At 62.2% G+C, this 13023-nt stretch carries 12 protein-coding genes; 8 read left to right on the forward strand and 4 right to left on the reverse strand.

Going from position 1 to position 13023, the window contains the following annotated elements; all coding sequences use genetic code 11:
• Nucleotides 1-10: 10 nt before the first annotated feature.
• Nucleotides 11-1027: an SMP-30/gluconolactonase/LRE family protein gene (locus BMZ46_RS19845; protein WP_371855447.1), complete on the forward strand. Its 1017-nt coding sequence runs from the start codon at nucleotides 11-13 to the stop codon at nucleotides 1025-1027.
• Between the two features lie 108 nt (nucleotides 1028-1135).
• Here BMZ46_RS19845 and BMZ46_RS29370 read toward each other — a convergent pair whose 3' ends face one another.
• Together BMZ46_RS29370 and BMZ46_RS19850 are read right to left on the reverse strand one after the other, a co-directional pair.
• On the reverse strand, nucleotides 1136-1306 hold the full coding sequence (locus tag BMZ46_RS29370; protein WP_166742314.1) for a hypothetical protein: 171 nt from the start codon (nucleotides 1304-1306) through the stop codon (nucleotides 1136-1138).
• A 109-nt stretch (nucleotides 1307-1415) separates the two neighbouring features.
• Entirely contained in the window at nucleotides 1416-1658 is a 243-nt protein-coding gene (locus BMZ46_RS19850) for an HP1242/YdcH family protein (protein WP_039768852.1), read from the reverse strand.
• A gap of 205 nt (nucleotides 1659-1863) precedes the next feature.
• Here BMZ46_RS19850 and BMZ46_RS19855 point away from each other — a divergent pair, with 205 nt between their 5' ends.
• From BMZ46_RS19855 to BMZ46_RS19885, 7 genes are all read left to right on the forward strand, one after another.
• Nucleotides 1864-2385, forward strand: coding sequence for a DUF4142 domain-containing protein (locus tag BMZ46_RS19855; RefSeq protein ID WP_074690306.1), 522 nt, complete (start codon nucleotides 1864-1866; stop codon nucleotides 2383-2385).
• Nucleotides 2386-2625: 240 nt separating this feature from the next.
• The gene (locus tag BMZ46_RS19860) at nucleotides 2626-3477 is read left to right on the forward strand and encodes an STAS domain-containing protein (protein WP_074690304.1); all 852 of its coding nucleotides are present in this window, start codon (nucleotides 2626-2628) and stop codon (nucleotides 3475-3477) included.
• Nucleotides 3478-3480: 3 nt separating this feature from the next.
• The gene (locus BMZ46_RS19865; RefSeq protein ID WP_011334518.1) at nucleotides 3481-3843 is read left to right on the forward strand and encodes an STAS domain-containing protein; all 363 of its coding nucleotides are present in this window, start codon (nucleotides 3481-3483) and stop codon (nucleotides 3841-3843) included.
• Entirely contained in the window at nucleotides 3840-4244 is a 405-nt protein-coding gene (locus BMZ46_RS19870) for an anti-sigma regulatory factor (protein WP_039768856.1), read from the forward strand. Before BMZ46_RS19865 ends, BMZ46_RS19870 begins: the two co-directional genes overlap by 4 nt.
• Entirely contained in the window at nucleotides 4241-5251 is a 1011-nt protein-coding gene (locus BMZ46_RS19875) for an ATP-binding protein (protein ID WP_039769014.1), read from the forward strand. The genes BMZ46_RS19870 and BMZ46_RS19875 overlap by 4 nt, the downstream gene beginning before the upstream one ends.
• Nucleotides 5244-6119 (forward strand): sensor histidine kinase, encoded by an 876-nt coding sequence (locus tag BMZ46_RS19880; RefSeq protein WP_074690302.1) that lies wholly within the window; start codon nucleotides 5244-5246, stop codon nucleotides 6117-6119. The genes BMZ46_RS19875 and BMZ46_RS19880 overlap by 8 nt, the downstream gene beginning before the upstream one ends.
• Nucleotides 6109-8052, forward strand: coding sequence for a response regulator (locus tag BMZ46_RS19885; RefSeq protein ID WP_074690300.1), 1944 nt, complete (start codon nucleotides 6109-6111; stop codon nucleotides 8050-8052). The genes BMZ46_RS19880 and BMZ46_RS19885 overlap by 11 nt, the downstream gene beginning before the upstream one ends.
• Before the next feature lie 95 nt (nucleotides 8053-8147).
• Here the strand turns inward: BMZ46_RS19885 and BMZ46_RS19890 are convergent, their stop codons facing one another.
• Nucleotides 8148-10781, reverse strand: a complete 2634-nt coding sequence (locus BMZ46_RS19890) for an excinuclease ABC subunit UvrA (protein WP_074690298.1) — start codon at nucleotides 10779-10781, stop codon at nucleotides 8148-8150.
• A gap of 28 nt (nucleotides 10782-10809) precedes the next feature.
• Nucleotides 10810-12921: a hybrid sensor histidine kinase/response regulator gene (locus tag BMZ46_RS19895; RefSeq protein ID WP_074690675.1), complete on the reverse strand. Its 2112-nt coding sequence runs from the start codon at nucleotides 12919-12921 to the stop codon at nucleotides 10810-10812.
• Nucleotides 12922-13023 lie beyond the last annotated feature (102 nt).

Consider the following 13023-nt stretch of genomic DNA (forward strand, 5'->3'; position numbering starts at 1 on the left):
TTTGCTGTTGATGCCGACCAGGGTCGAGCCCGTGGCCTGGACGCCGCAACCGGCGCCCTCGCTGACCGAGGGCCAGTACGCTGACAATCAGCGGCTCAAGAGCGCGGCACAGGTCGGTCCAAGTGACATCGAAGGCCCGGAAGCGCTGCTGCTGGAAAACGACTTTCTGATCACCGGACTGCACGACGGACGCCTGCTGCGCACCAGTCTCGATGGCCAGCAGCGCAAGGTGCTGGCCGATACCGGCGGCCGGCCGCTGGGGCTGGCGCGGCATCCCAACGGTTTGCTGGTGATCGCCGACGGGGTCAAGGGTTTGCTGTCCCTTGATGCACAGGGGCAACTGGTGGCGCTGACCACCGAAGCCAATGGCCTGCCGTTCGGGTTTACCGATGACGTGGCCATCGACAAGTCCGGGCATTACGCCTACTTCAGCGATGCCTCCAGTCGCTGGGGTTACGGCCACGATGGCGAAGCGATCATCGAGCATGGCGGCGACGGGCGCCTGCTGCGTTACGACTTCCAGACCGGAAAAACCAGCGTATTGCTGGACAAGCTGGAGTTCGCCAACGGCGTGACCCTCGGCCCGGAAGACGCCTATGTGCTGGTCAACGAAACCGGCGCCTACCGCATCAGCCGCTACTGGCTGACCGGGCCGCAGGCCGGCACCCATGACCTGTTCATCGACAACCTGCCGGGGCTGCCGGACAACCTGGCATTCAATGGTCGGGATCGTTTCTGGGTGGCGTTGTACACACCACGCAATCCGCTGCTCGACCGTACCGCCGCCCACCCTTTCGTGCGCAAGATGCTGGTGCGGGCGATGACCGTGCTGCCCAAGCCGGTGGAAAAGCGCGGGTTCGTGCTGGGGCTGGATCTGGACGGCAAGGTTATCGCCAATCTGCAGGATGCCAGCGCCGGCAATTACTCGCCGATCACCACAGTGCGCGAGTATGGCGACTGGCTGTATTTCGGCTCGCTGAAGGCGACGCACATGGCGCGGATGCCATTGGACGCCGCCTTGAAGTGAGGCCCTGGACTTTGTATTGGGTCGACTGGCCCTATCGCCAGCAGGCTGGCTCCCACAAAGAATTTGCATCCCAAATGTGGGAGCCAGCCTGCTGGCGATAGCGGATAGTCAGTTACTGGATCTATCGAAGGTTTCCGGGTCTTCGTCCTCCGGCACTTCCTCGCTTTCGCGTTCCTCTTCAGGATTACGGACGGTGTGCGCCGGACTGTTCGGCTCGGGATGGGTGGGAACCGGGTCGAATGCGCCCTGTTCTTCACTGGGGAATTTTGGATCGTTCATAAGGCACCTCGTTGAGAGTCGCAATGTGAAGACTCTGAACATTCGAGGTGCCGGTCGGGGCTGTCGTTCCAGTCAATTCACCACCGCAGGCCGGTGGTGCGACTGACGGTCAGGATCGAGCCTGCAACTGCTCGACGATCTTGTCTTTGACCTGCAGGCGTTTCTCTTTCAGTTTCTTCAGGGTGTCGTCGCTCGGCGCATCCGAGGTCGCCGTCTCGGCCTTGACGACTTCGGCGTCCGCCTGGGAATACTTGTTGATCAGTGCATCCAGATGTGGATCCGCGGTGCGTCGTTGCTGGATCTCTTCCTTTGTAAGTTTCAAGTCCTGTAACAGATCATGGGTCACCGGCATGGAACACCTCCGTCAGTTGATCGGCAGCCAACGCGACCGATTGCGCTGGCCAGGTATCAGAATGGCCTCGGTTGGCCACTTCTGTCGACCACCTGTCAGACCAGCGGTGTCCGTTCGTCGCCCTTTCGCAAATGCGATAAAACCTTTGGTCGGCGAACTCCCTCCATTGAATAACGCTCACAAAAACCTGCGTGGAGAAACACCAATGGACGGATTCAAACTGCGTCATCTCTTTCTGGCCGTTGCATTGAGCACCGGCATGGGCTCGGCTTTCGCCGCTACCGATAACGATTTTGTCGACAACGCAGCGGCCGGCGGCATCGCTGAAATCGAAACCAGTCGCCTGGCGCTGGAAAAAAGCCAATCCGCCGACATCAAAGCGTTTGCCAACATGATGATCGCCGACCACGGCAAGGCCAACGATGAACTGGCGACAATTGCCAAGGCCAACGACATCGAGGTGCCGGACACCACGACCCTGGTCAAACAGGCCAAGGAAAAAATACTCGAAGTCCGTGATGAGTCGTTCGACGCCGCCTATGCCAATAATCAGGTGAAGGCTCACGAAGAAACCATTGAGCTGTTCAAGAAACAAGCCAACACCGTGACCGACGACAAAGTCAAAGGCGCCACCGAACTCAAAGCCTTTGCGCAGAAAATGCTGCCGGCACTGGAAAAACACCTGGCCCACGCCAAAGAGCTGCAGGCCAAACACCCCAGCAAGTAACCGCCAGGTACACAAAGAGGCCGCCTCCATTGGACGCGGCCTCTTTGCGTTGGGGCTTTGTTGCAGGCAAAAGATCAGCATTCCTGGCCGCGCCGACTAGAGTTACCGGTGCATTACTTGCGGCAGATCAAAAATATCCTCGGGGGAACGAACAACTATTTCGAACGGCCAAGGTCATTCACTTCGCGCCGGTCATTTTCCGAAGAACCGGCCCCCAATTCGCAATGGAGCAACAGGCACATGGCAGCACTGCAGAACAGCACACTCGATGCGATGAAAAACAAACAGGTACAACTGCTGGGCGAATGGACTAAAGGACTGGTCGACAGCGGTGCCACCCGCAATCTCAAAGAACACGACTTGCAGCAGCAAACCAGTGAATTCCTGCAACTGGTGGTCAGCGGCCTGGAAAACGACAGCGGCACCAACATCGCCGCGCCGGGCTGGGAAGGCATGCGCCAGTTCCTCGAAAAACTCTCCCATAGCCGCGCCCAGCTCGGTCAGGATTCCCAGCAGACCGCCAGCTTCATTTTCTCGCTCAAGGGCCCGCTGTTCGCCCTGCTGCAAAACCATTATCAGGATCAGCCCGCCCTGCTCGCCGAACAGCTTTGGGAAATTTCCGAATTGTTCGATGCTTTCGGCCTGTACACCATTCGCACGTTCCAGAAGTCCCGTGAAGCGGTGATCAAGCGCCAGCAGGAAGAACTGCTGGAGTTGTCGACCCCGGTGGTCAAATTGTGGGATGGCGTGCTTGCACTGCCGATGATCGGCACCCTCGATTCACAGCGCACCCAAGTGGTAATGGAATCGCTGCTGCAACGCATCGTCGACACCGGTTCGGAAATCGCCATCATCGACATCACCGGTGTGCCGACCGTCGACACGCTGGTCGCCCAACACCTGCTCAAGACTGTGACCGCGATCCGCCTGATGGGCGCCGATTGCATCATCAGCGGCGTGCGACCGCAGATTGCCCAGACCATCGTCCATCTGGGCCTCGACCTGCAAGGCGTGGTCACCAAAGCCAATCTGGCCGACGCATTGAAGCTGGCCCTGACCCGTCTGGGCATCACCCTCACCAAGACGGTCTGAACAATGGAACGTATCCCGATTCTTCAGATGGGTGACTTCTTGCTGGTGACCATCCAGGTCGACATGCACGACCAGCTCGCCCTCACCCTGCAGGACGACCTGTCCGAGCGCATCAGCAAGACCTCCGCGCGCGGGGTGCTGATCGACATCTCGGCGCTGGACATGGTCGATTCGTTCATTGGCCGGATGATCGGCACCATTTCCGGCCTGTCGAAAATCATGGATGCCGAAACCATGCTCGTCGGCATGCAGCCGGCGGTCGCCATTACCCTGGTCGAGCTCGGTCTGTACCTGCCAGGCGTCAGTACCGCGCTGAACGTCGAGCGCGGCATGAAACTGCTGCAGGAACGAGTACGCCAGCAATGACCGTGCGCAGCAGCGGTACCCAACCGATCAACATCGAGCAGGACGTGGTGCTGGCCCGGCAACAGGCGCGCAAACTGGCCACCGAATGCGGCATGCGCCTGATCGACCTGACCAAACTGGTGACCGCCGTCAGCGAGCTGGCGCGCAACACTATGGTGTATGGCGGGGGTGGCGACATGGACTGGCAGATCCTCGACGACAACCACAAGGTCGGCCTGCGCCTGACCTTTCGCGATGAAGGCCCGGGCATTCCCGACATCAAACTGGCGATGACCGACGGCTGGACCTCCGGCAGCGGTCTGGGCCTGGGGCTGACCGGGGCCAAGCGGCTGGTGGACGAATTTGAACTGGACACCGAGCCCGGCAAAGGCACTCGCATAACGATCACCCGATGGACATGAACATCAGCGGGACATTGACCCAGGTGTTGGTGATCGAGGACAGCAGCCAGATCGGCCATGCCCGGCGTACGGCCCAGCGTCTGGCCGAGCAACACGGTTTTGGCGAAAGCGACGCAGGCCGTGTGGCGCTGGTGGCCACGGAGCTGGCGAGCAATGTGCTCAAGCACGCCGGGCGCGGGGAATTGCACCTGCGCCTGTTGCCCCGTCAGGGTGACGACGGTATCGAGATGATTGCGGTCGACCGTGCCCAGGGGTTTGATCTGGACGCGTGTCTGGCGGACGGCTTTTCCACCGGTGGTACTCAGGGCATCGGCCTCGGTGCAGTGGCTCGACAGGCGGATATCTTCGACGTATTTGCCGATCATCGCGGCGCTGTGCTGCTGGCTCGTCTGTATCCGCGCAGCGACCGGCAGTTGGATATGCCGTATGGTGTCAGTCAACACTCGCTGCACAACGATCCCGCCTGCGGCGACGTCTGGCATCTGGCGATTCACGGCAGTGACATCAGTGCCCTGATCGTCGATGGTCTGGGCCATGGCGAAGACGCCGAGCGTGCGGCCCGAGCAGGAGAGAAAGCCTTTGCCCTGAGCCCGTTCGGTGCGCCAACGGTCCTGATGGAAGACATGCACCGGGAAATGATCGGGAGCCGGGGTGGCGCAGTGGCATTCGCGCAGTTTCATGCCGGGCGTGCCAGTCTGTCGTTCACCGGTGTCGGTAACATCGGTGCCAGCCTGATCGCCTCAGACAAGTCGCGCGGACTGGCCTCGCATCCGGGGATAGTCGGCGGCCAATACCGAAAAGCCCAGCCCTTTGACTATGCTCACGTGAACGGACATCTATTGATCATGTACAGCGATGGCTTGCAGTCCCGTTGGAACCTTCAAGACTACCCCGGTCTGGTGCATCGCCATCCCGCCGTGATAGCCACCGTCCTGCACCGCGATTTCTGTCGCGGGCGCGACGATGTAACGGTGCTGGTCGTTGCCCTGGAGGCCGCCCATGGCTGAGTCCCCGACACTGAGCAATGCCGAACAGGCTGCGTTGATCGCCCAGTTGCAGAGCGAAACCGTTGCGTTGCGCGAAGAGCTCGACGAAACCAATCAGGGCGTGCTGGCGCTGTACGCCGAACTCGACACCCAGGCCGAACAACTGCGTCAGGCGTCCGATCTGAAAAGCCGCTTTCTGTCGTACATGAGCCACGAGTTCCGCACACCGCTGGGCTCGATCCTAAGCATCAACAGCCTGCTGGCCGACGAACTCGACGGTCCCCTCAGCCCCGAGCAGCACAAACAGGTGGCCTTCGTCAGCAGCGCCGCCCGGGAACTCAGCGACATGGTCGACGACCTGCTCGACCTGGCGAAGATCGAGGCCGGACGCATCAGCATTTCGCCTGCGTGGTTCGACATGTTCGACCTGTTCGCGGCGTTGCGCGGAATGTTCCGGCCGATTGTCGACGCCACTGCCGTAGACCTGATTTTCGAAGAGCCAGTGGGCCTGCCGCGTCTCTATACCGACGACAAGAAGCTCGCGCAGATTCTGCGCAACTTCATTTCCAACTCGCTGAAATTCACCACCCGTGGTGAAGTAAGGATCTCGGCACGCCTTGAGGGTGAGGACAAGGTACGGTTCGCCGTCAGCGACACCGGTATCGGTATCGCTTCGGAGCTGCATGGCACCTTGTTTGAAGACTTTTCTCAGGTCGACTCACCGCTGCAGAAACGCCTGCGCGGCACCGGGCTCGGATTGTCCCTGTGCAAACGCTTCGCCGAACTGCTCGGTGGCGAGGTCGGCGTCCAGAGTACCCCGAGCGTGGGTTCGTGCTTTTTCGTGATCATCCCGTTGGCGATCGCCCAGGAGAGCGTCGATGAAACATGACATCCGTCTGTTGATTGTCGACGACAACGTCGCCACCCGCTATGCCTTGCGCCGACGGCTGGAACGCCACGGCTATGAGGTGTTAGAGGCCGGCACCGGTGGCGATGGCTTGGCATTGATCGCCAGTGAAAAGCTCGACGCGTTGATTCTCGACGTCAACCTGCCGGACATGAGCGGCTTCGATATTGTCCGCGAACTGCGCGCCGACGCCCGCACCGCCCTGCTCCCGGTGATCCACGTGTCGGCCGCGTCGATCCAGACCGGCGACATCATCACCGGCCTTGATGCCGGAGCCGATGCCTATTTGATTCACCCAGTCGATCCCGACGTGCTGCTGGCAACATTGCGCACCCTGCTTCGGGTGCGCGACACGGAGAACGCGTTGCGCGAAAGCGAGGCGCGTTTCCGCGAGATCTTCGTCAACATCTCCGCGCCCATCGCGGTGCTGGATGCCGACCTGAAAGTCCACGAGTGCAACCACGCTTTCTCCCAACTGATCCAGGACAACCGCGACCCGCAGCCCCTCAGCGAATGCTTCGCCGAGGATCAGAGCGCGATCCTCGACGAACTGCGCCTGCGGCTGGTGGATGGCGAACGCTGGAAAGGCACGCTGAACATGCGCGTGCAGGGCGAGATCCGTGAGACCGAGTGGCAGATTTCCCCCTACCGCACCCCGAAACTGAGCCTGGTGTTCGTCGAAGACGTCACCGAACACCGTCACCGCGAACGTTCGCACCTGGCGCGGCTGGACGACACCACCACGCAACTGGCCAAGGAAGTCGCCGACCGGGTACGCGCCGAATCGCAACTGCTGCAAGTACAGAAAATGGATGCGCTGGGCAAACTCACCGGCGGCATTGCCCACGACTTCAACAACCTCCTGACCGGGATCATCACCAGCCTTGAGCTGATCCAGAAACGGGTCGCCGATGCCCGCCCGGACAAGGTGCAGTTTTACGCCGAAGCAGCTCTGAACTCGGCGATGAGTGCGGCCTCGCTCACCCATCGCCTGCTGGCTTTTGCCCGCCAGCAACCGCTCGACACCCGTCCGGTGGACATCAACAAGCACGTCCGCTCGCTGGAAGAATTGCTGGTGCGCACCATCGGCGAACGCATCGCCCTCAAACTGGAAATGACCACCAAACCTGCCATCGCGCTGGTCGATCCGATCCAGCTCGAAAGCGCAGTGCTCAACCTGGTGATCAACGCCCGGGACGCATTGCCACGGGGCGGCAATATCTGGGTCAGCACTTACGCGGCGTATTCCCACGGCGACCCGAACCTCGCCGATGGTTCCTATGTGGCGCTATCGGTGCGCGATGACGGTACCGGCATCGAGCACAGCGTCATCGATAAGGTGTTCGAGCCGTTTTTCACCACCAAACCGCTGGGCCAGGGCACCGGGTTGGGGCTGTCGACGATCTACGGTTTCGCTCGTCAATCCGGTGGCGATGCGCACATCCGCAGCGTCGCGCGACGCGGCACCGAAGTGACGATCATGCTGCCGGCCACCAGTGATCCGACCGCTGTCGATGTGGCCCCGGTGACCATCGATCCGCAAGGCTCGGGCGAGCATGTGTTGATCGTCGAAGACATGCCGGCGGTGCGCCTGTTCGTCACCGAAGTGCTGGAAGACGCCGGCTACCGATGCACCCAGGCGGCCGATATCGAAACCGCGCTGGAGCGCTTGCGGAACGACCCGTCGATCGACCTGCTGCTGACCGACGTGGGCCTGCCACGCATGACCGGCCGTGAACTGGCGGACGTTGCCCGGGGCTGGCGTGAAGCGCTGCCGATCCTGTTCATGACCGGTTACGCGGAAACCGCGATCAACCGCCAGGTGTTCCTCGGGGCCGGCATGGAGATGCTGGTCAAGCCGTTCCAGATCCGCGAGTTGCTGGACAAGGTACGCCGCACCCTCGACGGCGCCTGATACACCGCCATCGCCAGCAGGCTGGCTCCCACATGGAAAACCAGCAATCTGTGGGAGCCAGCCTGCTGGCGATGACGATATTCGACACGCTATGGCTAGCGGCTGAGGGCACGAGAAAGAAACGGCGCAGTCCGGCTCTTCTTGCTCGCCGCCACTTTCTGCGGCGTTCCGGCCACGACGATCTTGCCGCCCTGATCCCCCGCACCCGGACCGATGTCGATCACCCAGTCGCTCTGCGCCACCACGCGCATTTCATGCTCGACCACGATCACCGTGTGCCCCGCCGTGACCAGCGTATCCAGTTGCTCCAGCAAGCGGTCAACGTCGCGCGGGTGCAACCCGGTGGTCGGTTCATCCAGCACATACAATGTCGCCCCACGCTGGTTGCGTTGCAGCTCGGTGGCCAGTTTGATGCGCTGGGCTTCGCCGCCGGACAACTCGGTCGCCGGTTGCCCGAGGCGCAGATAACCGAGACCGATGTCGCGCAGTACCTCCAGCGAACGGCGGATCGCCGGTTGCTCGGCAAACACCGTCACCGCTTCGTCTACCGTCAGTTTCAGCACCTGCGCGATGCTCAAGCCCTGCCAGAGGATGGCCAGGGTTTCGGGGTTGTAACGCGCGCCGTGACAGGTCGGGCACGGCGCATAAACGCTGGGCATGAACAGTAATTCGACACTGACAAACCCCTCGCCTTCGCAGGTCGGGCAGCGACCCTTGGCGACGTTGAAGGAAAACTGCCCGGCGTCGTATCCCGCCGCTTTCGCCTCATCGGTCGCGGCAAACAGCTTGCGCACGTTGTCGAACAGCCCGGTGTAGGTCGCCAGATTCGAACGCGGCGTGCGGCCGATGGGTTTCTGATCGACCTGCACCAGACGCTTGATCGACTCCAGCCCGGCGCTGACCTGGCCGGTGCTGGCAGACGGGGTATCGTCTTCCAGATTGAGCTCTTCCGGCTCGGCGTCACTGACGCTGCGCCCGAGCTGCGCGCCGACCAGTTCCAGCAGCGCCTGGCTGACCAGACTGGATTTGCCCGAACCGGAAACACCGGTGACCGAAGTGAAACAACCCAGGGGAAATTCGGCGCTGAGGTTATTCAGGTTGTTGCGAGTGACGCCGTCGAGTTTCAGCCAGCCCGACGGTTTGCGCGCGGCGCGGTTCGGCCGTTGCTGTTCGGCGAACAGATAGGCGCGGGTCTGCGAGTCCTTGATCGCGGCCAGCCCCGGTGGCGGGCCGCTGTAGAGAATCTGCCCGCCCTTTTCACCGGCCGCCGGGCCGACGTCGATCAGCCAGTCAGCGCGGCGCATGGTGTCCAGATCGTGCTCGACCACAAACACGCTGTTGCCGTCGGCCTTCAGGCGCTGCAAGGCCTCGAACAGCGCTTCTCCGTCCGCCGGGTGCAGGCCGGCGGAGGGTTCGTCGAGCACGTAGATCACGCCGAACAATTGCGACCCCAATTGAGTGGCCAGTCGCAGGCGTTGCAATTCGCCGGACGACAGGGTCGGCGTGCTGCGCTCCAGGGCCAGATAACCGAGGCCGAGATCAGTCAGGGTGCTGACCCGTTCCAGCAGGTCCTCGGCAATGCGCTGCGCGGCCAGTCGTTTTTCCAGCGACAGGTTCGGCGTATGGCGCACGTCCGGCGCGTTGGCGTGGCCGCTGGCGCCATGGGCCACGCGCTGCTGGCGGGCTTCGCGGGTCTGGCTGTGGGTCAGGGTTTCACCGCTTTCATCGGCGTGTTCCAGCCAGCTCGCGTCCGCCACCGGCTTCAAGACTTCGGCGACTTGCAGCAGCGGCATCCGCGACAACTCGCCGATGTCATGCCCGGCAAACGTCACCGACAGCGCCTCGCGCTTGAGGCGCTTGCCATCGCACAGCGGGCAAAGGCTGCCGATCATGAACTGCGACACGCGCTTCTTCATCAGCGCACTTTGCGAATGGGTAAACGTGTGCAGGATGTAGCGCCGGGCGCCGGTGAACGTGCCTTGATAGCTCGGTTCCATGTTGCGCTTGAGGGCGACGCGGGTCTCTTCCGGCGTCAGCCCGGCGTACACCGGAACGGTCGGTGTTTCCTCGGTGAAGAGGATCCAGTCACGCTGTTTTTTCGGCAGCTTGCGCCACGGGATATCGACATCGATGCCCATGGTCACCAGGATGTCGCGCAGGTTCTGCCCCTGCCAGGCCAGCGGCCAGGACGCCACGGCACGCTGGCGGATGGTCAGATTCGGATCCGGCACCATCAACGCCTCGGTGACCTCGTAAACCCGGCCCAGTCCATGGCATTGCGGGCAGGCGCCTTGCGGCGTGTTCGGTGAAAAATCCTCGGCATACAGCATTGGCTGACCCGGCGGATAGCTGCCGGCGCGCGAGTACAGCATACGGATCAGGCTCGACAACGTGGTGACGCTGCCCACCGACGAGCGTGTGCTCGGCGTGCCGCGCTGTTGCTGCAGGGCCACGGCCGGGGGCAGACCTTCGATGGAATCGACGTCCGGTACGCCGACCTGATCGATCAGCCGCCGCGCATAGGGCGCCACCGATTCGAAATAGCGCCGCTGGGCTTCGGCATACAGCGTCGAAAACGCCAGCGACGACTTGCCCGAACCCGACACCCCGGTGAACACCACCAGTGCATCGCGAGGAATGTCGACGTCCACGTTCTTCAGATTGTGTTCACGGGCGCCGCGCACGCGAACCATGCCGGCGGCAGAACTGGAATTGCGTCTGGAAGTCATCGGCCAGCCTTGGTCAGGGGATTGGAGCTCAGGTGCTGAGCACGGAACGGATCATCTGCAGCAGTGCTTCGGGGCCATAGGGCTTGCCGAGCAAATGGGTGTCGGGGCTGAGCTGGTGGTTGCGCGAGATGATGTCGCGGGTGTGCCCCGAGGTGAACAGCACGGCCACCGGCGGCATTTGCACCTTGGCCCACGCCGCCAGATCGGAGCTCTTGATAAGACCGGGCATGACCACGTCGGTGAAGATCAGGTCGACCCGAGCGCCTTCCATCAACGTCTGCATGGCCGCGTCGCCGTTGCCGGCGATCAGCACGCGGTAGCCTTCTTCGCGCAACAGTTCGACCGCCGAGGTGCGCACCGCTTCGTTGTCCTCGACCACCAGGATCGTCTCGTGACCACCCGCCTGCTGATGATTGACGCTCGGCGAGTCATCGAGCACGGGGCGCAGGCTGCGTGGAAAGTACAACTGCACCCGCGTGCCTTCGCCAATCCGACTGTCGATCTCCACATGCCCGCCGCTCTGCTTGACGAAGCCGAACACCATGCTCAAGCCCAGGCCAGTGCCCTGGCCGTCGGCCTTGGTGGTGAAGAACGGTTCGAACACCTGCTCGAGCATGTGCGGGGCAATGCCCACGCCGCTGTCACTGACCGAGACCCGGACGAAATCCCCCGGCACGATGCCCTTGCCCGAACAGAACGCCCGATCCAGTGAGAGGTTGGAGGCGCCAAGCACAATCGTGCCCTCGCCCTTCATGGCGTCCCGGGCGTTGATTGCCAGATTGAGAATGGCGTTTTCCAGTTGATTGCGGTCGACGTTGATGTGCCACGGCTCAACAGGCAGTTGCACGTCGATCTGAATGGTTTCGCCCAGCGCCCGTTGCAGCAACTCGCCCACGCCTTCGAAAATCTGGCGTGGGTCGCAAACCGCCGGCGACAGCGGCTGACGCCGGGCAAACGCGAGCAGTTGCGAGGACAGCTTGGCGCCGCGCTCCACCGCCGCCAGCGAGGCGCTGACCCGGCGCTGGACGTTGGCGTTGTTCGGTTCATGTCGCGCCAGCAGGTGCAGGTTGCCGGCGATCACTTGCAGCAGGTTGTTGAAGTCGTGAGCCACGCCGCCGGTGAGGCCGCCGATGGCTTCGAGCTTCTGCGACTGACGCAATTGCTCTTCGGCGGCGAGGCGCGCCTCGACTTCATCCGCTACCCGCTGTTCGAGGTTGCGGGTGAACTTGAGCAGCGATTCCTCGGCGGTCTTGCGCTCGTGAATATCGATCAACACACCGGGGAAACGGAACGGCCGGCCCTGCTCGTCGAATTCGCAAGCGCCGCTGGCGAGCACCCACAGACAACTGCCATCGGCACGCACCACCCGGTACTCGGCGTTGTAGGGCTCGCCGGTACGCACCGAATTCTCCACGCACTCCTGTACCCAATTACGGTCGTCCGGATGAATGTGCGTCTCGGCGATATGCTGCGGCAGGTTGCTCAGGTCTTGATCAGGCGGGTAGGAAAATGTCCGGGCGAATCGCTCATCGGCCGACAGCACATTGTTTCTGACGTCCCAGACAAACGAGCCAAGCAGTGCCCCGGCATTGAGTGCCAGTCGCACCCGCTCGTTATCGGCGCGATAAGCGTCTTCGGCGGCCTGACGCAGACGCTCGGACAACACCAGTTCAGTGGTTTCCACCACCATCGCCATCACACCCGAAGGCACGCCGGCATCGTTGGCCACCGGGCTGTAATACAAATCGAGCCAGACATCCTCGGGCACACCGTCGCGCAGCAACACCAAGACCTTGTTGCGGTATTCCAGGGTGCCGCCGGCCAGACAGGTGTCGACCACATGCCGGTTGAAATCGGCGACCTCCGGCCAGCCCAGTTCCACCGGTGATCCGAGCAGGTACGGATGCCGGCCGCCGGCGAATCGCGAATAGGCGTCGTTGTAGATCATGTAACCGGCATGCCCCCAGAGCATGACCATCGGCAGCGGCGAGGCCAGCATCAGCTGGACCGTGCTGCACAGGCTGGCCGGCCAGGTCTCGAGCGGGCCCAGATCAGTCCTGCTCCAGTCAAACGCACGAATGCGCCCGGCCATCTCGCCTTGCCAGCCGTCACACCCATGGCTATCGGATAAAAACTGCATCAGCTGCTTCAACGCCTTGTAGTGGGTCCGGTTCTATCGCCGCGCGTTCAAACGCCACGCCCGTCTGTTTCGAGCGTGTCGGGCAGCGATGGTTTCATTAGA

Origin of the sequence: Pseudomonas sp. NFIX49 (assembly GCF_900115915.1) — a bacterium.
GTDB classification, from domain to species: Bacteria; Pseudomonadota; Gammaproteobacteria; order Pseudomonadales; family Pseudomonadaceae; genus Aquipseudomonas; species Aquipseudomonas pharyngis.

What these genes read in the sequence shown, in the direction of transcription:
- BMZ46_RS19870 (WP_039768856.1), top strand. Translation starts at nt 3,840, where the DNA reads ATGACCGTGCGCAGCAGCGGTACCCAACCGATCAACATCGAGCAGGAC.
- BMZ46_RS19875 (WP_039769014.1), top strand. Translation starts at nt 4,241, where the DNA reads ATGAACATCAGCGGGACATTGACCCAGGTGTTGGTGATCGAGGACAGC.
- BMZ46_RS19895 (WP_074690675.1), bottom strand. Translation starts at nt 12,921, where the DNA reads ATGCAGTTTTTATCCGATAGCCATGGGTGTGACGGCTGGCAAGGCGAG.
- BMZ46_RS19890 (WP_074690298.1), bottom strand. Translation starts at nt 10,781, where the DNA reads ATGACTTCCAGACGCAATTCCAGTTCTGCCGCCGGCATGGTTCGCGTG.
- BMZ46_RS19850 (WP_039768852.1), bottom strand. Translation starts at nt 1,658, where the DNA reads ATGCCGGTGACCCATGATCTGTTACAGGACTTGAAACTTACAAAGGAA.
- BMZ46_RS29370 (WP_166742314.1), bottom strand. Translation starts at nt 1,306, where the DNA reads ATGAACGATCCAAAATTCCCCAGTGAAGAACAGGGCGCATTCGACCCG.
- BMZ46_RS19865 (WP_011334518.1), top strand. Translation starts at nt 3,481, where the DNA reads ATGGAACGTATCCCGATTCTTCAGATGGGTGACTTCTTGCTGGTGACC.
- BMZ46_RS19880 (WP_074690302.1), top strand. Translation starts at nt 5,244, where the DNA reads ATGGCTGAGTCCCCGACACTGAGCAATGCCGAACAGGCTGCGTTGATC.
- BMZ46_RS19845 (WP_371855447.1), top strand. Translation starts at nt 11, where the DNA reads ATGCCGACCAGGGTCGAGCCCGTGGCCTGGACGCCGCAACCGGCGCCC.
- BMZ46_RS19855 (WP_074690306.1), top strand. Translation starts at nt 1,864, where the DNA reads ATGGACGGATTCAAACTGCGTCATCTCTTTCTGGCCGTTGCATTGAGC.
- BMZ46_RS19885 (WP_074690300.1), top strand. Translation starts at nt 6,109, where the DNA reads ATGAAACATGACATCCGTCTGTTGATTGTCGACGACAACGTCGCCACC.
- BMZ46_RS19860 (WP_074690304.1), top strand. Translation starts at nt 2,626, where the DNA reads ATGGCAGCACTGCAGAACAGCACACTCGATGCGATGAAAAACAAACAG.